This window comes from Mammaliicoccus stepanovicii (assembly GCF_002902525.1).
Classification (GTDB): Bacteria; Bacillota; Bacilli; order Staphylococcales; family Staphylococcaceae; genus Mammaliicoccus; species Mammaliicoccus stepanovicii.
On sequence record NZ_PPQZ01000024.1, the window covers coordinates 55,559 to 77,454 of the forward strand.

General features: G+C 32.4%; 24 protein-coding genes. 21 read left to right on the top strand and 3 right to left on the bottom strand.

Going from position 1 to position 21,896, the window contains the following annotated elements; all coding sequences use genetic code 11:
- The first annotated feature begins 23 nt into the window (after window positions 1-23).
- Genes CD111_RS05085 through CD111_RS05100 form a run of 4 tightly spaced genes read left to right on the top strand, consistent with a single transcriptional unit; the run spans window position 24 to window position 2,932 of the window.
- Window positions 24-689 (top strand): uracil-DNA glycosylase, encoded by a 666-nt coding sequence (locus tag CD111_RS05085; RefSeq protein ID WP_095089700.1) that lies wholly within the window; start codon window positions 24-26, stop codon window positions 687-689.
- Window positions 679-1,017: a DUF5327 family protein gene (locus CD111_RS05090; RefSeq protein ID WP_095089698.1), complete on the top strand. Its 339-nt coding sequence runs from the start codon at window positions 679-681 to the stop codon at window positions 1,015-1,017. The genes CD111_RS05085 and CD111_RS05090 overlap by 11 nt, the downstream gene beginning before the upstream one ends.
- Before the next feature lie 19 nt (window positions 1,018-1,036).
- A complete protein-coding gene (locus tag CD111_RS05095) occupies window positions 1,037-1,399 on the top strand; it encodes a DUF423 domain-containing protein (protein WP_188350490.1) in 363 nt (120 codons plus the stop codon).
- Window positions 1,400-1,453: 54 nt separating this feature from the next.
- Entirely contained in the window at window positions 1,454-2,932 is a 1,479-nt protein-coding gene (locus tag CD111_RS05100; protein WP_095089696.1) for an APC family permease, read from the top strand.
- Window positions 2,933-3,010: 78 nt separating this feature from the next.
- Here CD111_RS05100 and CD111_RS05105 read toward each other — a convergent pair whose 3' ends face one another.
- Window positions 3,011-4,369: an APC family permease gene (locus CD111_RS05105; protein ID WP_095089694.1), complete on the bottom strand. Its 1,359-nt coding sequence runs from the start codon at window positions 4,367-4,369 to the stop codon at window positions 3,011-3,013.
- 286 nt (window positions 4,370-4,655) lie between these two features.
- On the opposite strand from CD111_RS05105, the gene gltS reads away from it, so the two are divergent.
- Window positions 4,656-5,864, top strand: a complete 1,209-nt coding sequence (gene gltS / locus CD111_RS05110; RefSeq protein WP_095089692.1) for a sodium/glutamate symporter — start codon at window positions 4,656-4,658, stop codon at window positions 5,862-5,864.
- A gap of 244 nt (window positions 5,865-6,108) precedes the next feature.
- Here gltS and hemQ read toward each other — a convergent pair whose 3' ends face one another.
- Window positions 6,109-6,861, bottom strand: a complete 753-nt coding sequence (gene hemQ / locus CD111_RS05115; RefSeq protein WP_095089690.1) for a hydrogen peroxide-dependent heme synthase — start codon at window positions 6,859-6,861, stop codon at window positions 6,109-6,111.
- Window positions 6,862-7,095: 234 nt separating this feature from the next.
- On the opposite strand from hemQ, the gene pta reads away from it, so the two are divergent.
- From pta to CD111_RS05195, 16 genes are all read left to right on the top strand, one after another.
- Complete coding sequence (gene pta / locus CD111_RS05120; protein WP_095089688.1) at window positions 7,096-8,082, top strand: phosphate acetyltransferase; 987 nt, start codon at window positions 7,096-7,098, stop codon at window positions 8,080-8,082.
- Window positions 8,083-8,084: 2 nt separating this feature from the next.
- Window positions 8,085-8,924 carry a lipoate--protein ligase family protein gene (locus CD111_RS05125; RefSeq protein WP_169712002.1) on the top strand — a complete coding sequence of 280 codons (840 nt, stop codon included), beginning with the start codon at window positions 8,085-8,087 and terminating at the stop codon, window positions 8,922-8,924.
- A 73-nt stretch (window positions 8,925-8,997) separates the two neighbouring features.
- Complete coding sequence (locus CD111_RS05130; protein ID WP_095089684.1) at window positions 8,998-9,324, top strand: YuzB family protein; 327 nt, start codon at window positions 8,998-9,000, stop codon at window positions 9,322-9,324.
- Window positions 9,325-9,689: 365 nt separating this feature from the next.
- Window positions 9,690-10,166, top strand: a complete 477-nt coding sequence (locus CD111_RS05135; RefSeq protein ID WP_095089682.1) for a GNAT family N-acetyltransferase — start codon at window positions 9,690-9,692, stop codon at window positions 10,164-10,166.
- Between the two features lie 12 nt (window positions 10,167-10,178).
- A complete protein-coding gene (locus tag CD111_RS05140; RefSeq protein ID WP_095089680.1) occupies window positions 10,179-10,940 on the top strand; it encodes a 2-keto-4-pentenoate hydratase in 762 nt (253 codons plus the stop codon).
- 181 nt (window positions 10,941-11,121) lie between these two features.
- Complete coding sequence (locus tag CD111_RS05145; protein ID WP_095089678.1) at window positions 11,122-12,420, top strand: HD domain-containing protein; 1,299 nt, start codon at window positions 11,122-11,124, stop codon at window positions 12,418-12,420.
- Window positions 12,421-12,488: 68 nt separating this feature from the next.
- Window positions 12,489-13,001 carry a YwhD family protein gene (locus tag CD111_RS05150; RefSeq protein ID WP_095089676.1) on the top strand — a complete coding sequence of 171 codons (513 nt, stop codon included), beginning with the start codon at window positions 12,489-12,491 and terminating at the stop codon, window positions 12,999-13,001.
- A gap of 205 nt (window positions 13,002-13,206) precedes the next feature.
- The gene (locus CD111_RS05155; protein WP_095089674.1) at window positions 13,207-13,623 is read left to right on the top strand and encodes a YwiB family protein; all 417 of its coding nucleotides are present in this window, start codon (window positions 13,207-13,209) and stop codon (window positions 13,621-13,623) included.
- Window positions 13,620-15,278, top strand: a complete 1,659-nt coding sequence (argS, locus tag CD111_RS05160) for an arginine--tRNA ligase (protein WP_095089672.1) — start codon at window positions 13,620-13,622, stop codon at window positions 15,276-15,278. Before CD111_RS05155 ends, argS begins: the two co-directional genes overlap by 4 nt.
- Before the next feature lie 98 nt (window positions 15,279-15,376).
- Entirely contained in the window at window positions 15,377-16,261 is an 885-nt protein-coding gene (locus tag CD111_RS05165; RefSeq protein ID WP_095089670.1) for an ABC transporter substrate-binding protein, read from the top strand.
- Complete coding sequence (locus CD111_RS05170) at window positions 16,239-17,240, top strand: FecCD family ABC transporter permease (protein ID WP_240610493.1); 1,002 nt, start codon at window positions 16,239-16,241, stop codon at window positions 17,238-17,240. The genes CD111_RS05165 and CD111_RS05170 overlap by 23 nt, the downstream gene beginning before the upstream one ends.
- Before the next feature lie 71 nt (window positions 17,241-17,311).
- Complete coding sequence (locus CD111_RS05175; protein ID WP_095089667.1) at window positions 17,312-18,007, top strand: HAD family hydrolase; 696 nt, start codon at window positions 17,312-17,314, stop codon at window positions 18,005-18,007.
- A complete protein-coding gene (locus CD111_RS05180) occupies window positions 18,007-18,792 on the top strand; it encodes an alpha/beta fold hydrolase (RefSeq protein ID WP_095089665.1) in 786 nt (261 codons plus the stop codon). Before CD111_RS05175 ends, CD111_RS05180 begins: the two co-directional genes overlap by 1 nt.
- 116 nt (window positions 18,793-18,908) lie before the next feature.
- A complete protein-coding gene (locus CD111_RS05185; protein WP_095089663.1) occupies window positions 18,909-19,436 on the top strand; it encodes an SA0570 family protein in 528 nt (175 codons plus the stop codon).
- A gap of 93 nt (window positions 19,437-19,529) precedes the next feature.
- Window positions 19,530-20,246: a hypothetical protein gene (locus CD111_RS05190; RefSeq protein ID WP_095089661.1), complete on the top strand. Its 717-nt coding sequence runs from the start codon at window positions 19,530-19,532 to the stop codon at window positions 20,244-20,246.
- Window positions 20,247-20,393: 147 nt separating this feature from the next.
- The gene (locus CD111_RS05195; protein WP_095089659.1) at window positions 20,394-21,179 is read left to right on the top strand and encodes an alpha/beta fold hydrolase; all 786 of its coding nucleotides are present in this window, start codon (window positions 20,394-20,396) and stop codon (window positions 21,177-21,179) included.
- Between the two features lie 110 nt (window positions 21,180-21,289).
- Here the strand turns inward: CD111_RS05195 and sarA are convergent, their stop codons facing one another.
- Window positions 21,290-21,658 carry a global transcriptional regulator SarA gene (sarA, locus tag CD111_RS05200; protein WP_095089657.1) on the bottom strand — a complete coding sequence of 123 codons (369 nt, stop codon included), beginning with the start codon at window positions 21,656-21,658 and terminating at the stop codon, window positions 21,290-21,292.
- Window positions 21,659-21,896: the final 238 nt, after the last annotated feature.

Here is a 21,896-nt window from a genome sequence, read left to right on the forward strand (position 1 = left end):
TCATTTTTATTGAGGTGAAAATGATGAATTGGCAAGAAATTTTCCACAACATAAAAGCACAGCATGACTTTTCAGATATGGATGCGTTTTTAGAAGATGCATATCAGAATCAAACTGTATATCCTGATAGAGGAAATATATATCAAGCATTTGATTTAACACCATTAGACAATGTTAAAGTTGTCATATTAGGCCAAGACCCATATCATGGGCCGAATCAAGCACATGGTTTAGCATTTTCAGTTCAACCAGATGCTGCTTTACCACCTTCTCTTCGAAATATCTTTAAAGAATTAGAAACAGATATCGGTTGTAAGAGAATAACGCCTCACCTGCAAGATTGGGCTAAAGAAGGTGTGCTGTTGTTGAACACTGTTTTAACGGTAGAAGCTCATAAAGCACATTCTCATAAAAATATTGGCTGGGAAGTTTTTACGGATGAAGTGATTAAAAGCATTTCTCAAAATTTAGATGATGTTGTATTTATTTTATGGGGAAAACCTGCTCAATCTAAAATTAAATTAATTGATACAACTAAACATCATATTATAACGTCAGTACATCCGAGTCCCTTATCAGCATATAGAGGTTTCTTTGGATCGAAACCATTCAGTGAAACAAACCAATACTTAATTTCTAAAGGCAAAACGCCGATAAATTGGTGTGGAGGTGAAGAAAGTGATAAGTAAAGAACAATTAATAGCTGCAATTGAACAAGAATTAGTTGGAGCAGATAATGCAACAAGTAACGAAGTATTGAATCGTCATTTACATGCTATTCACACATTAAGTGGGTTAATTGTTAAGGAAGAAGGGAATACTCACGATATAAACGTGAAACAAAACATTTCTTCGACTTCCACAACATCGATTAAACAATCGAAACCACAAGTTTCTGATGAAGAAATTAGAAAAATGGGTGGAAAAATAACACAACAACCAGACATAAAGGTACATGATAACCTATTAGCTACCGACGATGGTGTGGGTAATGGCGATTCATTATTTGATTTTTAAATTGAAAGGGAGAAAAATTATGAAATTATTTATTATAATAGGTGCAATCAATGCAATGATCGCAGTCGCGGCTGGGGCATTTGGTGCACACGGATTAGAAAACAAATTATCGGCCAAATATTTAGATATTTGGGAAAAAGCAACAACTTACCAAATGTATCATGCACTAGGGTTAATTCTAATCGGAATTATATCAGGAACGACAACGGCAAATTTAAATGTTGCAGGTTGGTTAATGACATTTGGTATCGTATTCTTTAGCGGTTCGTTATATATTTTAGCTGTTACTCAAATCAATATATTAGGTGCAATTACCCCAATCGGTGGTGTATTATTTATTGTTAGTTGGTTATTATTAGTAATAGCTGTTTGGAAGTTATAGATAAGAAATTGTAGAGTTTCACGAAACTAAAAATATAAGGGTGGAACATATTTTATGGCAAGGAAGAAGAAAGATTTATCGAGAGGTAATTTAGATCAAAACCTATCCGAAAAATTCGTTTGGGCGATAGCATATGGCTCAAGTATAGGATGGGGTGCATTTATCCTACCTGGAGATTGGATAGGACAAGCTGGCCCAATAGGTGCTTCAATCGGGATATTTATTGGTGCTTTATTAATGATTGTCATTGCAGTTAGTTATGGTGCATTAGTTGAGAAGTTCCCAGTGTCAGGTGGCGCTTTTGCATTTGGTTATTTAGGATTCGGGAAATATGTATCCTTCTTCTCATCATGGTTTTTAACATTTGGGTATATATGTATCGTAGCTTTAAACGCATCGGCATTTAGTTTACTATTTAAATTTATAATGCCAGGATTTTTAGAACAAGGAAAACTTTATACAGTAGCAGGCTGGGATGTATATATTACTGAAATTATATTATCATCACTTATATTAGTGCTTTTCGCATGGATTAGTATAAAAGGATCTAGTTTTTCTGGGAATTTACAATATATATTCTGTGTCATTTTAGCAGTCGTTGTAGTATTACTGTTTATCGGGTCATTCTTTACATATGATTTTACATTTTCAAATTTACAACCTGTTGTGAATAAAGATACCGGTTGGTTCACCTCAATCATTGTGATATTAGCAGTCGCACCATGGGCATTTGTCGGTTTTGACAATATTCCTCAAACAGCAGAAGAATTTAATTTTGCGCCAAGTAAAACATTTAAACTTATCGTGTTCAGTTTACTTGCATCTGCAATCACTTACATTATGATGATTTTATTAACAAGTTGGTTATTTAAAGATGAAGCTTCAATTGGCGGTAATTTATGGGTTACAGGAACCGTAGTAAAAGAAGCATTCTCGTTTGCAGGACTAGCGGTATTAATTGTTGCTATCATGATGGGGATATTTACAGGACTAAACGGATTCTTCATGAGTTCAAGTAGACTGTTATTCTCAATGGGTAGAGCATCTGTTATGCCAAGTGTATTTAAGAAATTACATCCGAAATATAATACGCCATATATCAGTATTTTATTTATATTATTATTGGCATTAACAGCACCATGGTTAGGAAGAACCGCATTAACTTGGATAGTTGATATGTCATCAACTGGCGTTTCAATCGCTTACTTTGTCACATGTTTATCAGCATTTAAATTATTCTCATATGACAAAAGAAGTATGATGTATCATCCAAAATATAAAACCTTTGCTCTAGTAGGTGCGTTCATAGCATTTATATTCTTATGTTTATTACTAGTGCCAGGATCACCAGCAAGTTTATCATTACCTTCATATATTGCATTATTTGTTTGGTTAATATTAGGTATCATATTCTTTATGATTAGATATCCATCACTCAAAAAAATGACAGACGACGAATTGAATTATTTAGTATTAGATAAATCAAAAGAAGAAATGATAGAACTAGAAGCAAAAACAGAAGTTAAAAAATAACAAACTTAAAAAAGTTCTCTTCACTAGATAAAATATCTGTGTGTAGAGAACTTTTTATTTGGTATATAAATCTTAAAGTTATGATTTCTGTTTGTTTTTCTTAAGTGAAATATAAACAGGTATACCAATAGCAAGTATGATTAATGAATATAGTGATCCCATAAAGTCTGAGATTAACGTATTAATAATAATAAATGCGCCTCCTGCTAAAGCGAGTATTGGTATGAAAGGATATAGTGGTACAGAGTATGCTCTTGTTACGCCTTTGTTTCGTTTTCTAAGTATGAACAAACCGACAAACGCCATCATATAGAATAAATAAATAATAAATATTGTCACTTCTGATAAGTAATCAGCATTCACTTGTGAAGGGAATAAAAGTGTTAACACAATTAATACTAGTGAAATACCGAATACTGCAATTAATGCGCCTACTGGTGACTTTAGTTTTGGACTAATATAACTGATTAATTTATGCATTGGTAATAAGCCATCTTCTGCCATTGCAAATGGAATACGTGGGAAGGTAATAATTTTACCGTTTAAACATCCAAATATAGAGATAATGACACCTATGTTTACAATTTTAGATCCGATATCTCCGAATAATGCTTTTGCTGCTTCGGCACTTGCGGTATTGCCTAATCCAACTAATTCAGATGCTGGTATGACATGGAAGACGGCAATATTAATTAATACGTATGCTAATGTAACAATGGTTAATCCAATGAGCATAGCTAGTGGCAAGTTTCGTTGTGGATTCTTCATTTCACCTGTTATATTTGTTAACATGATCCACCCGTCATAGGCAAAAAGTGTTGCAAGTATAGCTCTTCCGAAGTTAATATCTCCATCTGATTTGATTAATGATGTGACATCTTGACCAAATATGCCTTCGTTACCCCACAACAGACCGAAAATGATAATCGCAAATACAGGTATAAGCTTTGCGATAGTTGTAACGTTCTGCATCAAGCCACCAAATTTAGTTCCTAAAATATTGACGAAAGTCAGGAATGTCAGTGCAATTAATCCAACCCATACACTCATATCATTACTGATATTAAAAAAGTTCGTGACAAGAATCCCGAAAAATAATACTAACGACACGATGATCGCAGGACCATAGATTATCGTTTGAACCCAACCTGTTAAAAATCCCCAAAAAGGTCCATAAATATCTCGGATATATGCATATAAACCACCTGTTTTAGGAATTTGTGCACCAATTTCGGCGATTGTTAGACCAGCAGCAAGTGTTAAAATGCCACCAAATACCCAAGCAAGTATAGCCATATTACTTGTTCCTGCATGTGTTAATACAACAGCAGGCTTAACGAAAACACCAGACCCGATAATTGTACCGACAACTATAGTTATAGCTGTCATCAAGCCTATAGATTTTTGTAGAGATTGTTCTTCATTTATTGGTTTCATAGTTACCCCTTTTATAAATTAAGTTTTAAGTACTTCATAATTTAAATATACACGATAAACCGCGTTTTTGTATCAGAAAATTGTAGCTTTTACGTTTTTTGGTGAATGTATGTAGGAAAAGAGTGAAATGGGTTTGAATTTCTTTTTAAATTAAGCTAGATTTTTTTTAAAATCATATGTATAATGTTCAATGTGGCTTGTAAGCACTTACATGTAAAGTTAATTATAATTTGTAAAATCTCTCAATGAAAATTTGGGGGATTCGTCGTTTAAGGAGGAATAAAATATGTTAGAGCTCGATGCTATAACAACATTAGCGCTAGCATCTATCCTACTTTTGTTAGGGCAGGCAATAGTTAATAACGTTTCTATTTTAAAACGTTTGTGTATACCTGCACCTGTAATAGGTGGATTATGTTTTGCAATACTGGTTGCTGTTTTAGATTCTACTCATATTCTTAAAATCAAACTAGATTCTGAATTTCTTCAGAACTTCTTTATGCTAGCATTCTTTACTACAATTGGATTAGGAGCATCTTTAAAATTACTACGCCTAGGTGGCAAAGTATTAATTATATACTTTGTTTTTTGTGGTATTTTAGCAACATTCCAAAATATCATTGGTGTTTCATTGTCTAAAGTATTAAATATTCCACCATTACTAGGATTAACTGCTGGATCAATGTCTATGGAAGGTGGACATGGTAATGCCGCTGCCTATGGTAAAACATTAGAAACATTAGGTGTCGACTCTGCTGTGACGGCAGCGTTAGCAGCAGCAACATTAGGTTTAGTTGCGGGTGGATTAATTGGTGGCCCAGTCGTACGTTACTTAATCAAAAAGTTCGACTTAAAACCTGAACAAGCTGAAAATTCTAAGCTTGATTATAGTGAAGTAACATATAACGAAAATTTACATAGTAGAATGAATCCAACTACTGTATTTTTAGTTCAATTTACAATAATCACAGTGTGTATGGCGGTCGGTACTTATATAGGGAATAGCTTTACAGATTTAACAGGAATAAATATTCCGGTTTATGTAGGTGCAATGTTCGTTGCAGTAATCATTAGAAATATATCTGACTATGGTAATTTAAATTTAATAGACATGAAAATTACAAATCAAGTAAGCGATGTGTCATTAAGTTTATTCCTATCTATTGCGTTAATGAGTATAAAACTAACAGAAATATATCAATTAGCATTACCACTTACAGTAATCGTCTTAGTTCAAATCGTGTTTATCGTATTGTTCTCAGTATTTGTAGTATTCCGCGCATTGGGGAAAAATTACGATGCTGCAGTTATGATAGGTGGATTTATTGGGCACGGTCTTGGTGCAACACCAAATGCGATGGCTAACTTAGATGTTATTACTAAAAAATTTGGTGCTTCTCCAAAAGCATATTTAATAGTGCCAGTAGTAGGTGCTTTCTTAATAGATTTACTCGGAGTACCAATTGTTACATTATTTATTAACATGTTTAAATAAATATAAATGACGCAAAAAAGCTGACAAAATTGTCAGCTTTTTTGTATGGACTGATATTAAATTGATATAAGGAAATATTACTGATAAATCTCATTTGCGGTCCAGATAACAGATTATGTGGCCCGCAAATGGGATATTCGGTCCAGATAACGAATTATGTGGCCCGCAAATAAGAAATACGGGCCACCAAACTATATAAATTAAAAACCGACTCCCAGTTTCAATCTGGAGAGTCGGTTTTTGATTAATTTAATTTAAAGAATGTGTCTAATTCGTCTATATTTAAGATGTTTCCTACATAGAATGCACCGAAGTCTCCGTAACGTGCTGATACTTCGTCGAATCTCATTTCATAGATTAATTTTTTGAATTGTAACATGTCATCGCTAAATAATGTTACACCCCATTCGTAGTCGTCTAAACCGACAGAACCGGTGATGAATTGCTTAACTTTACCTGCATAACTACGTCCGATTAATCCGTGTGAACGCATTAAACTACGTCTATGATCCATATCTAACATATACCAATTATCTTCTCCGTCACGTCTTTTATCCATAGGGTAGAAACATACATACTCTGAACGAGGTACTTCAGGATATAATCTTGCTCTTACGTGTGGATTTTGGTATGGATCTTCATCTGAATCTCCAGCAAGATAGTTTGATAATTCTACAATTGAAACGTAAGAGTACGTTGGAATTAAGAAATCACTGATATCTAATTTGTTAAATTCATTTTCTAATTGATTTAATTGTTTTACGTCTGGGCGTAAGAACCATAACATGAGGTCAGCTTTTTGACCTGTAATATTATAAAAAGCATGTGAGCCTTCTTTGTTTTGATGAACAGTTTCTAAACCTTCTAAGAAACGCTTGAAGTCTTGAACCATTGTATTTCTATCGTCTTCAGGTACTGTCTTAAGACTAGTCCAGTCGATTGCATAAAATAAATGTAAACTATACCAACCGTCTAATGTTTTTGCTGCTTCGTTCATTATGAGTTCGCTCCTTTAAAATATTAATATTTACTATATAAGTTTATCATACTAGAAATGAAATGATTGACTCAAGTATTACAGTGTTGTGAATCCAATTTTGAATAACGGTTAGAGTATGCGTTTTCACAAGATTTAAGGATAAAAATCGAGATTTGATAACGTGAAAATTCATGAAAAAGTGTTATAATAATGAATGGAAAAAATAAAAGTAATTATTTATAGGAGGCAATTATGTCTAATTTATTAAATACATTAAGTGGCAAGTTAGCAGGTAAAAATGTACGTATCGTTTTACCAGAAGGTGAAGATGCGCGTGTACTAACAGCAGCGGTTAAATTACAATCAACAGATTTAGTTTCACCAATCGTGCTTGGTAACGAGGATAAAATTAAAGAAACAGCTTCACAAGAAAAATTATCTTTAGAAGGACTAACAATAATCAACCCAGAAACAAGTGATCTTAAAGCTGATTTAGTTGATAAATTCGTTGAACGTCGTAAAGGTAAAGCAACGGCAGAACAAGCAGAAGAATTATTAAACAATGTAAACTATTTCGGTACAATGCTTGTTTATACAAATCAAGCAGATGGATTAGTAAGTGGCGCTGCACATTCAACAGCAGATACAGTGCGTCCAGCTTTACAAATTATTAAAACTAAACCAGGCGTTACTAAAACATCTGGCGTATTCTTTATGACTAAAGGTGAAGAACAATATGTATTTGGTGACTGTGCTATTAACCCAGAATTAAATGCACAAGACCTTGCTGAAATAGCGATTGAAAGTGCTAAAACTGCTCAAGCGTTCGGAATGTCTCCAAGAGTAGCAATGTTAAGTTTCTCAACAAAAGGCTCAGCAAAATCACCAGATACTGAAAAAGTATCTGAAGCGGTTACGATTGCACAAAATAATCTAAAGGATTCTGATTTACAAGATGTTGTATTAGATGGGGAATTCCAATTTGATGCTGCAATCGTTCCAGAAGTTGCTGCTAAAAAAGCACCGAATTCTGATATCCAAGGTGATGCTAATGTATTTATATTCCCAAGTCTAGAAGCTGGTAATATTGGATACAAAATAGCACAACGCTTAGGTGGATTTGATGCAGTTGGTCCTGTATTACAAGGCTTAAATGCCCCAGTGAACGACTTGTCACGTGGTTGTTCTACAGAAGATGTTTATAGTCTATCTATTATAACTGCTGCTCAATCACTATAATTATGACGAATGTAGAAGATTATTTTACACAAGAATGGCGATACATTGACCACACTTCAGGACTGCAGCCAATGCAGTCCTTTAGTTTCGATGATACATTTTGTGATCAAGTTGGACATGACAGAAGCCCAAGCGTAGTAAGAACTTGGGTACATCATCATGTCGTCATATTAGGCATACACGATTCGAGACTTCCTTATTTAAAAGATGGTATAAACTTTTTAAACGATGTAAAAGGATATAGTGCTATTGTTCGAAACTCAGGAGGTCTTGGGGTTGTATTAGATAAAGGGATACTCAATATATCATTGATTTTTAAGGGTAAACATGATGTTTCTATCGATACAGGTTATGAAGTGATGTTACGCCTTATACGTGAAATTTTTAAAGAAGAAACTAATCAAATTGTGAATAAAGAAATAACAGCTTCATATTGTCCGGGAAGTTATGACTTGAGTATTCATAACAAAAAATTTGCAGGCATTTCACAAAGAAGGGTTCGAGGTGGAATAGCTGTACAAATTTATCTTTGTGTAGAAGGATCAGGTGCAGAACGTGCTCAAATGATGAAAGATTTTTATCAACAAGCATTAAAAGGTGAATATACAAAATTCACTTATCCAATAATCAATCCTGATTGTATGGCATCGATAAATGAGTTGCTAGAAACTGAGTACACAACAAACGATATACTCTTTAAGCTGCTCGGAAGTCTTAAAACCCTTGGTGCAACACTTAACATGGATCCTGTTACAGAAGATGAATGGGCTCTATACGATCAATATTTCGAGAGAATGATTGAAAGAAATCAAAAAATGATTCGAAATATGGAAAAACAATAAAAGTGCATTCTCAAACAATGATGAAGGTGCTATAATAATATATTGCTAAAATAGAAAAAAGGTGGGAAAACAAATGCGTAATAAATTTCAAGTCTGCGATGATTGCCAAGCGGTTAATCTTCCGTCATTACTAAAAAAATTAAAGAAATTAGATCCAGAAGCGGAAGTAGAAGTAGCATGCCAATCATACTGTGGACCAGGAAGAAGAAAAACTTTCGCATTTGTGAATAACCGACCATGCGCTGCAACTACAGAAGATGAATTAATGGAAAAAATACAAAAACAACTTCAGAAAAAGCGTGATCCAGAAGAAGAAGAACGATTAAGACTACGTAATGAAGAGAGAAAACGTAGACAGAAAGAAATAGATGAAAAATTAAAACAGAAATTGAATAAATAATGACAACAGCCTAGCACTTAGTTAATAAGTGTTAGGCTGTTCTGTTTTTGACTTTAAATATCTGAAATGATGTATTCTCAATTCTAATCACCTTGCTAGAGCAGGAAAGCTTTATGACATAATAAGGTTTCAGTCTCGCTCTCATACTATGTATATCTAAATTTTATTTCATTTGTTCATTGGAAAGTGTACATTTAGCAACATTTTTCGGTTATAATGAAGTATTCTGAATATTATAGTTTTTTATACTTAAATGATATAATAAATGATAATGAGATATTAAGAACTAGATTATTATGAAACACGTATTTAATATAAATATCATATTTATCAATTGTTATAGAAATAGATTAGGAGAGATCATTATGGTTAATGTAAGAAGTGCAACGATAGAAGATTATTCAGGAATTAAAAATGTAGCGTCTAAAGCTTGGTATGATACGTATACTAACATTTATACTGCTAGTACTGTGACGGCATTCTTAAATGCTTCCTATTCTAGAGAAATGCTTGAAAAACGAATTAATGATTCGGATTTTTTTGTTGCTGAATCTGATGGCAAAATTGTAGGTTTTGCTAATTTTATTAAAGGTACTGAGTTATATTTATCTTCACATTATGTTCTCCCTGAAGCACAACGTGATGGCTATGGAAAAGCATTGTTATATGAAGGACTAAATCAATATAAAGATAAGTACAGTGAAATTTATTTAGAGGTTGATAGTAAGAATGAAATAGGCATTCAGTTTTATAAGAAAGAAGGATTTGTTGTATTGCGTGAATATGAAGAATTACTTTTTGGTGATACAATGCGAACGACGCTTATGAAAAAAACTTTCTAGGAGGTCTTTGTTATGGAACAATCAACAAATAAATGGGTTGCTCGATTTTATGATGCATATGAAAATAAGTCTATTATTCCAAATGGTATATTACCTTCGAATATAACAGAGCATACAGCTTATGATATTCAAGAAGGTGTTTTGCAACGTAAAGAAGAGACAGAAATTCATAAAGGTTACAAAATTAGCTTAACGAGTCAAGAAACGAGAGATATATTTTCTTCATCAACTCCTTTATATGGTGCGATGGGAGAAACAACGGTGTTAAATAATCGTATTTATTTAAATGATTTCAATGAACCGTTAGCTGAATTGGAACTTGTGTTTATTGTTCAAGAAGAATTGGCCGAAACTGATAGTCTAGATGATATTATGCGTAAATGTTTAATTGCACCTGGTGTAGAAGTACCAGATTCCAGATTTAGTAATTGGTTCCCTAACTTAAATGTTACAGAAATCATTGCTGATAGTGCAGTAAGTGGTGGCGTTGTATATGGAGAGCCGAAGTCGTTCACTTATGACGATATAGATAATATTAAAGGAACGCTATATCAAGACGATCAAGAGATTGCAACTGGATATAGTACTGAAGTTGAAGGACATCCAGCGAAAGCCGTAAAGTGGTTAATTTCTGAAATAAAAGAATACAATCGTGCTTTAACACCAGGAATGTTTATCTCTAGTGGTACATTTATCTTGCCGAAACCTTTAACAAAAGGTTCTTTCAGAGCTGAATATGATAATGTTGGCACTGTTGAATTTACAGTGGAATAATAAGTGGTCCGCAAATGGAATATTCGGTCCAGATAACGAATTATGTGGTCCGCAAATGAGATATTCGGTCCAGATAACGGATTATGTGGCCCGCAAACAGGATATTCGGTCCAGATAACAGATTATGTGGCCCGCAAACAGGAATTAAGGTGGAATAATAAGTGGGAATGGAGGAAGCTATGTGAATCATGAAGACTATGGAACGAAGAAATTACCAGAAGAGAAAGTTTTTAAAGATCCTGTACATCGCTATATACATGTAGATGATCAGTTAATATGGGATTTGATCAAAACGAAGGAATTTCAACGACTAAGAAGAATTAAACAGCTTGGTACGTTATATTTATCATTTCATACTGCTGAGCATAGTCGATTTGGTCATTCATTAGGTGTATATGAAATTGTGCGAAGAATGATTGATGAAGTCTTTGTAGGACATGCATCATGGGATAATCAAGATAGGCCGCTCGCTTTGTGTGCAGCTTTGCTACATGATTTAGGACACGGTCCTTTCTCACATTGTTTCGAAAAAATATTCTTAACAGATCATGAATATTTCACACAAGAAATTATTAAAGGTGATACTGAAGTGAATGAAGTGTTAAGTCGAGTTTCTCCAGAATTTCCAAATGAAGTGGCTGAAATCATTAACAAGACACATCATAATAAACTTGTAATCTCTATGATTTCATCACAAATTGATGCTGATCGTATGGATTATTTACAAAGAGACGCTTATTTCACTGGTGTAAGTTACGGCATGTTTGATATGGAACGTGTGTTGCGATTAATGAGACCGTCAAAAGACGAAGTGTTAATCAAAGAAAGTGGTATGCATGCAGTTGAAAACTTCTTAATGAGTCGTTATCAAATGTATTGGCAAATATATTTCCACCCAGTTAGTAGAGGTGGAGAGGTATTGTTAAATAGATGTTTTAAACGTGCGAAAGTATTATATGATAATGGATATTCATTTAAAGAGCCACCAAAATATTTGATTCCATTCTTTGAAGGCAACATAACGATTAAAGATTATATACGCTTAGATGAAATAGTAGTGATGTACTATTTAGAAGAATGGACTGAAGAAGACGATCCAATATTAAGCGATTTAAGTAAACGCTTTGTGAATCGTGATTTGTTTAAATATTTACCGTTTGATGGTTCAATTATCACAATTGGAGAGTTGACTGAGCTATTTGAAAAGGGTGGCATCGACCCAGAATATTACTTTGTTTGTGATTCATTCTCTGATTTACCTTATGACTATGATAGACCAGGGTCAAATAGGCAACCAATTCACTTACTTCAAAAATCAGGTCATATTAAAGAAATTAGTAGTCAATCGGTCATTATTCATAGTATTACAGGTATAAAGCGACTCGATTATAAATTGTATTATCCAAAAGAATTAATTTTAGAAATGAAAAATGAAGAAGTTAAAGGTGATATTATCAATTTACTCAATGAGTTGATATAAATCACAAACTTGAATCTCATTGTTAAATTTTAGTATGATAGAATCAAGAATTAAATGAGGTGAAACAATTGGCTGAGAAGAAAGGTATTCAATTTAATATCATAAAAAATGATCCTTTAGATGGGCATAAAGGTACAAATGCAGGGTCAATAAGTTTAGATAACGTTGCCCCTGTTTTTATAGATGTGCAAGACAAGAAAGCATTTATTGATATAGGTGCGATGCATGCAAGAGCAGAAGTTGAAAAACGTGTGAAATGGATTAAAGATATAGAAGAAGTTAAAGGCGAAGATGCTAAAGAATATTGGCTATGTTGGGTAACAACAGAACGAGGAGAGCACGGTCCTTATTACGCAGGATTAACAGGATGTTATTTAATGGTGAACAAGGCGAAGAAACGTGCATACAAAAGTATGCCTGAACACGTCAATATGATGGATAAATCAATGAAACATCACGTGAAGATAGATCAAATCGGTGATGAAAATAGAGTGATCCTTAAAGATTTCCTTAAAGAACATAATATAGAAATGTGGAATAACAGTAGTGACGAATTGAAAAAGTCACTGGATGAAGCTTAATTGTGACTATTTTGTGACTTAATTGTGAAATATAACAATTCAATTAAATTACTATTGTCTTTTCGTAAATTCATAAGTAAAATAGTTGGTAGCTACTATAGCTAGGACACTAAAAAAAGCAGGCGCTTAACGCCCTGCTTTTTTTAATTTTATTTGTCAAATATGCTATAATAATATACGTTCTAAAATGGCGAGGTGTCCAACTATGAAAGAAAATATAACAGTTAATGTTAAACAAGTGGTTAAACAAAATGGTGAAAAATCCACATTTCAAACAAATACCCGAGGTACCTATCACAAGAGGAATAGTGATATTATAAGGTATGAAGAAAAAATCGATAATCAAAGCGTTAAAAACATGCTCAAAATAGAACATAATGGCGTTAAAATTCACCGTACTGGTGCAGTTAAGACAGTGTTTCATTTTGTAGAAGGGCAAGAAACAATAAGCTATTATGATACTGATGCGGGACGTATGACAATGAACGTAAACACATTATCTATTAAACATTTTGTAGACAATGAACAAGGGAAATTAAAAATACATTATCAACTTAGTGACCAAACAGGGTTGCTCGGTACATATCAGTTCCAAATAAACTACAAGGAGATAAATGAATGAATATAATCGATCAAGTTAAAGAGACGTTAATAGAAGAAATAAAAGCAAGTATATTAAAATCTGAGCTCGTCGAATCAGTGCCAGAAATTAAAATTGAAACACCGAAAGATGTTAAAAATGGTGATTATTCTTCTAACATCGCAATGGTATTAACTAAAATTGCACGAAAAAATCCACGTGAAATTGCTAACCAAATAGTTGAGAACCTTGATACTACAAAAGCCAACGTTAAAAAAGTTGATATTGCAGGACCAGGATTTATTAATTTTTATTTAGACCAACAGTATTTAACGGAAATCATTCCGACTGCTCTAACTAAAGGCGATCAATTTGGCCAAGCAGATACAAAGAAAAACGAAAGTATTATTGTAGAATATGTGTCAGCTAATCCAACTGGTGACTTGCATATAGGACACGCGCGTAATGCTGCTGTAGGTGATACATTAAGTAATATTTTAAGTGCAGCTGGTTATGATGTAACGAGAGAATATTATATTAATGACGCTGGTAAACAAATTGAGAACTTAGCGCTTTCAATTGAAGCGCGTTATGATCAAGCATTAGGTAAAGATACTGCATTACCTGAAGATGGTTACCACGGTAAAGATATTATCAAAATTGGTAAAGATTTAGCTCAGAAACATCCTGAGATTCAAGACCAACATAAAGAAGAACGTATTAAAACGTTCCGTAAATTAGGGTTAGATTATGAGATGGTCAAATTGAAACAAGATTTGAGTGACTTTAATATTCATTTTGATAATTGGTTTAGCGAAACGTCATTATATGAAAGTGACGAAATTTCAGCAGTACTTAATAAGATGAAAGATTTAGGATACACATTTGAACAAGACGGAGCAACGTGGTTAAGAACGACTGAATTCGGTGATGATAAAGACAGAGTATTAATTAAACAAGATGGTACATTTACTTACTTTTTACCGGATATTGCTTATCACTATGATAAAGTAGAACGTGGTTTTGATAAACTAATCGACTTGTTTGGTGCGGATCATCATGGGTATATTAACCGAATTAAAGCATCATTAGAAACGTTCGGTGTAGATGCAACACGACTCGAAATTCAAATCATGCAAATGGTTAGATTACTTAAAGACGGCGAAGAAGTTAAGATGAGTAAACGTACCGGAAATGCGATAACGTTACGTGACATCATGGACGAAGTAGGCGTTGATGCGGCACGTTACTTCTTAACTATGCGTAGTCCTGATACACACTTTGATTTTGATATGGAGCTTGCGAAGAAAGAATCTCAAGATAACCCAGTTTACTATGCACAATATGCACATGCTCGTATATCATCAATCGTTCGCCAAGCAACTGAACGTGGCATTCAGATCGATAAAGATGTAGATTTATCATCTATTACACATGAAAAAGCATATGACTTATTGAAGAAAATAGCTGAATTTGAACCGACAATTGCTTCTGCTGCTGATGCAAGAAGTCCACATCGTATTACGAACTATATTCAAGATTTAGCAGCACAATTCCATAAATTCTATAATGCGGAAAAAGTATTAACAGATGATTTAGATAAGACGAAAGCACACTTAGCTTTAATAGAGGCTGCAAGAATAACACTACGCAATGCATTAGCGTTAGTAGGTGTGACTGCACCTGAATCAATGTAATTAAATATATACTGCAAAATTGAGGTGCAGCTCAATCATATTTGAGTTGCACTTTTTGTGTACAATTTTTTAAATAATAAAGAGATAGGAGTTATATTATGAAAATTTTTAAGGGTGTTTATTTGTTATTAATTGCTATGGTTATTCTAGTAGGATGCCAAAGTGATGTAACAAATAATCATAAATCAGAACAAGTATCTAAAGAAAAACATGAATATAAGCGCATCGTATCATTGATACCAAGTAATACAGAGATATTGTATGAATTAGGATTAGGTGATAAAGTGATTGGAGTTTCAACAGTTGACGATTACCCAAAAGAAGTCGACAAGAAGAAGAAATTCGATGCATTTAAGTTAGATACAGAGGCGTTAATTAAAGCAAAACCAGATTTAATATTGGCACATGAGTCTAATAAAGCCACTCAAGAAAAAGATTTAAAAAAACTAAGTGACGCAGGAGTTAAAGTTGTTTATATAGATGAAGCAAATACAATAGATGAAATGTATAGTACGTTTAAACAAGTTGGCAAGGTGACAGGGAAAGAACGTGAAGCACAACATTTAGTTAAACGTGTTAAACATGATATAGATGAAGTTAAAAATAGTATACCGAAAGACCAACAAGGTAAAAAAGTTTTCATGGAAATTTCGTCACAACCTGACATTTATACGGCAGGTTCAAATACTTTCTATGATGATATGTTAAAAACAATTAAAGCAAAGAATATTTATCATGACCAAAAAGGGTGGATTAAGACAGATAAAGAAAGTATTTTAAAATTAAATCCCGACGTTATGATCGATACAAGTGGACAAAAAGAAAGTGATTATCAAAAGCAAAATAACAATAGAGATGGATTTAATGAAATTAATGCAGTTAAGAAAGGTCATGTATATGCATTAAATGCAGATCTAATTTCTAGACCTGGTCCAAGATTAGCAGAAGGATTAAAAGAACTTGCAAATAAAGTCTACAACTAATTCAACGCGACTTATTTCGGTGATTGCTATATGGTTTTTTATCCTATTGTTATCCATAAGTATGTCTTTGTTTGTTGGTTCAACAGGTGTATCATGGCATTTCGATAATCAGTTAGAATGGACGATATTCTATAAATTAAGGGTCCCCAGAACGCTACTCGCTTTAATTGCAGGTATGGGTTTAGTGATGAGTGGACAAATTTATCAGACGATATTGAATAACCCATTAGCAGATAGTTTTACGTTAGGGTTAGCAAGTGGTGCTACATTCGGAAGTGCAATTGCCGTCTTCTTTGGTGTGACGATTTGGTATGTACCACTATTCTCTATCTTGTTTAGTTTATTCACTTTGATCGTTGTTGTACTCGTTACAGAAACGATGGTTAAGACATTCCACGTAGCAACGATGATACTTTCAGGTATATTTATTGGTGCATTTTTTAATGCGGCATTGTATATTTTGTTATTGCTAAAGCCTGACAAAGTAAATAGTATGGTTTCATATATGTTTGGAAGTGTGTCATCTGCAGAGCAAATTACGGTTATAATTACAGGGACTGTGACGATTATTTGCATACTATTATTGTTTAGTATGAGTCATTTTATCAAGATTATTCAATTAGGTGATGATAAAGCTCTTACGTTAGGATTAAACGTCAGGTTTATATCTTGGTTATGTTTATTAATTGCTGCTGTTATGACGGCTGTTATTATAAGTTTTACTGGTATTATAGGATTTATAGGCATGATTGTGCCTCAAGTTGTTAAAAGAGTATATAGTGTGTCTATACAAGCTCAAATGGTCTTGAATTTATTAATAGGTGGTTCATTATTATTAATTGCAGATACAATAGGTCGGGTGATTATAAGTCCAATTCAAATCCCAGTCGGTATTATTTTATCTATCATTGCAATACCTGTCATGATGTATTTAATGATTACAGAACAACGTAAAAAAAATTCAGGTATAAATAGTTAAGTCGAAACATTAAATACGTATTGCTTTCTGTTTGGAATAGTTTAAAATAATTTTATGAAAGGGATGATGAAATGAATACTTATGGTATTCAAGCGATAATTTTTGATTTGGAAGATACGCTTGTAGATCGTGAAAAATCACGACTGAAGTTTTTGGAAGAACAGTACGAAAGGTTTCATGAATTAATGGTTACAGTTCAAAAACGTGATTTTGAAAAAGTATACTTATCATTGAATCCCTATGGTTTAGAGAATATTGAATGGGTATATCAAGAACTCGTTAAAAAATTAAATATAGAACGAATCTCATGGAAAACTTTTTACAATGATTATCATATGCATCATTATAGATATCATTTTCCGTTTCATGATACGATTTACACATTAGATAAATTAAGACAAATGGGATATAAACTAGGTATCGTAGCGAATGGTAATAGTGAGGCAATTGCACACGTTATTAATGCCATTAGTATTGAACCGTACATTCATTACGTTTCAACTTCAGATCAAGTAGGCGTTAAAAAGCCTGATCCTATCATTTTTGAAGATAATATGAAGCATTTAGGTGTAACGAGTGATCAAGTAATCTATGTAGGTGACTGTCCATTAAATGATATTGCAGCTGCACATGCTATGGGTATGACAACAGTTTGGATTGCTAATTCAGTTATAGGAACACCAGAAGATGACGAGTTAGATTATACAATAGAGAGTTTAAGTGATTTAATAGGACTATGTAAGCAAATTGAAAGAGGTGAAGAATAATGAATCTATTCTTAACAAAAGAAAATGTTGCAATCCATTATGAGACAGTAGGAAGCGGTTTTCCGATTATACTAATACATGGTGTATTTCAAGATATGGAAGTATTTACGCCACTTATTAAAGATTTGAGTAAACAATATCAAGTTATTTCAATAGACTTAAGAGGTCATGGTTTAAGTGATACACCATTTGACAGTAGAGTAGATGATTATATATCTGACATAAGCCAATTAATTAAAGGTCTATATATTAGAAAGGCCTATGTTATAGGTTTAGAGCTTGGTGCGACAGTTGCTGCAGGATTAGCTTATAAAAATCCGAATCTAATTGATGGCATGATCCTAATCAATCCGACTGATGATCATCAATCATTTCCTGAAAATCGTATATATGACAGACATGCGGATGAAATAAGAACATTACCTGCTGAAGATAGAGAGAAATATCTCATGAAGTTTAGATATAAAAACATTAAAAAAGCTAAAAAATTTATTAAAGCGCATTTACCTTCAAACGCTTTGCAAACGATGGAAGAAGAAATTACAATTAAGCGTTCATTTAAAGACTTTGATTTGCAGTCGCTATTACCAGATATTCAAACGAAGACACTTGTGATTTCTGGCTTATATGATGGAAAAATATTATATACAGAAGGTCAAAAGATAAGTGAATTGATACCTAATAGTACATTTAAATTATTTGAAGAATCTGGTGAATTACCTTTTGTAGAAGAATATGATAAATTTTTAAAAGAAATGAATCAATTTTTTGATGGAATTAATTGAATTTAAACAATTTGTTACAGTTTTGTAATAAAAGTAGTCGTTTTGTAATCTGTGTGTTATAATTACTTAAAGTTAAAATAATAGCATACAATACACAAAGTGAAGGAGAACTTCTTATGAAAAAATGTCTCTTAACATTAGCGATGTTACTTTTGGTTTTACCATTTTCAACATTCACTGAGGCACATGCTGTAACAAATAACCAACTTGATATTAATGCCAAAAATGTACAAGCATATAAAAATGGTACTATTGCAATTGAAAATATCAAAATTGGTGATAAAATTTCTAAAATTAAATCTAAATATCCAAATTTAATGTTTTCATATTCCGATGATTCAAATGAGAAAGAAAATTATTATGAATTTGATACGGATAATGGACATATGATTATTACGGCTACAGGTAATGGGCATAAAGAATCTGTTAAACGTATTACAATGGTCTATAATAAATTAACTAACGTTAAACTTGATCAACTTGTTAAAGTATTAGGAAGCAATACAACAAAACGTGTTCAAAATAATAAATATACAGGTGGATATGCTTACGTTAATAATAACAAAGCGCATTTCCAACTTTCTAAAGCAAATCCAAATAGTAAACAATTCCAAGTTTATCGAATTGATTTAGGAAAATACTAAATATTTGTCATATAATCCCTCATTTATGTAATATACATATTGCATAATGAGGGATTAATTTATACAATATGAGAATGAAGGTGGTGTCTATAAATGCGCATAAATAATAACGTTCTACTAGAAAATGTAAACGACTATTTACAGCACATAGGAGTTGTACCTAAACAAATCGACAAAGTACAACATTCGTTAAAGAAAGATATGGAAAAATCAGACGAAAAAGATATAGATTATGCTGAATATAGACACAAATCACACGCTGAAATTCTTCAAATTATAGAACGTAATTTGGTGATTATAAATTATAACCCAATCATATTCTATACATTAAACTTTTTGTTATTTGCTTATTTATTTGATAAAAAACTCGTTCAATTTAGTGCACTAACAGGATTATATATATTTTATTTTGTATTTATCCTATCTATATCTATTGTTATTTATTTAACAATAAAAAAACGGAGTTATTTATATCCTAATCGAAAATTGATGATAACCAATATTTCGATTTTTAGCGTAGGTCTTTTACTATGTATATTGAAAATCTTTAATATAACACTAGGTATTTTCGTAGTCCCTATAACCGTCATACAATTTATATTTATTATCGGCATATTTTTATTAGTGTTGTCAGCATTCTTAAGAAAGTTAGAACTTACAGCAACAGGATTACTTGTGATTCAGAAATCAATCTCAGCAATAACACCCAATGAAACTGTATTTATGATTGTTACTTTTGGTAGTTGGTTGATCATCTTACTGATTACATTATATTTTGTCGTTCAATACTCAACAAGTAAATATATTTAAGTTTTTGCAGGAAAATGTATTGCAGCCAAGCAATATTTTTTCCTGTTTTTTTGTTTTTGAAATATTTTGATTTCCAAATTAATAATAAATAGAGTAGTTTTTTGTTAAAAGGGTATATTATTACTGTTAAGTTGGGAGGTAACAAATATGCACGAGCTATTGACAAGAGATGGCACGCGTATCGTATATGAAAAAAACGGGAAAGGTTCACCACTAATTAAGATACATGGATTTAATATGAATCTTGCGACATTCAATTCGACGATTGAAAAGTTTAGTGATAATTATACGGTATATACAATCGATTTAAGGGGACACGGTAAATCAGATAAACCACAAGAAATCACAATTCAACAACATATAAATGATGTTATAGATTTGATGAATGCAGAAGGAATGGAATCAGCACATATACTTGGTCACGATATTGGTGCGGTGATTGCACAAGAATTAGCGATTCAATATCCGAGTAAAGTTAGAGATTTAATATTAGTGTCACCAATTTCTAATAAAGGGAAGCAACCTATCATTAAATTAATAGCTAAACATAGAGATAAAGTAGCAGGGTTTAGTAAAGAAGAGGCAATGCTTATATTGTTTAGTGAGATTTTTTATGATGTAGATTCAGCATTTAAATGGTATCAAGATGTTAGGAAGTATTACCGAATGTCGGTTGAACAGGATGCGATATCAGTGAGATCGATAAATGGCATTAACATTGAGTCCAACAAAGTTGATGTTCCAACACTGATTATAAAAGGAAAACATGATCCATTTGTTGTAGATGATGGATCCGAAGTGATTAAAAATGCGCAACTGGAGATATTTAACCATTCAGGACATGCACCATTTATAGAAGAATCAAATAAATTTAAAGAAGTGGTCACGTCATTTTTGGCTAGAGTGGATGCAAGTGAACATTTAATTAGTTAACTTTATATTAAAAAACATTATCCATTCAATTTCAAAAATTGAATGGATAATGTTTTTTAATTTCTCGGACATTTATGTCCTATGTTTTCATTGGTCGAGATTTATATTGATTAGTCGTTAACTTCAGTTTTTGCTATTTCTTGGTCGATTTTATCCAATACATCAGAAATAGATTTACGTTGTTTTTTATTAACTAATATTAAAACAGTACGCTCATCGAATTCATTTCTACGTTTCGTGAAATAATCAAGTTGTGATAAATTTTTAACTGCTTTAACAATTTGAGGTTGTTTGTAGTTTAACTTATTAATGATATTTTTTAAATGATATTCTTCTTCATCTGTTTCATTAATATAAGTTAATACTGCAAATTCCTCGAAACTTAATGAGAAATCTTTTTTGATGATGGATTTTAATTTGTCCACATACGTAACTAATGATAATAAATCCGAACAATTTTCTATTTTGGAAATTGCCATTTTAAATCCCCCTAGTATAGTGAGTATTTGTCTTCAATTTTTGAAGAAATACAAAGCAGTGTAACTACTTGCATCATCAATTGAAAGCATTTTAATTTTTAAAGCATAATTTTAGTTAATCAATTATTTTCTTATTTTAGCCTAAATATAGGTCTATGTAAACTAATAAGAGTATAATTTAATTAAATAATTTTATTAATAATATAAAACCACAAAGGAAAGTACAGCATAATATAAT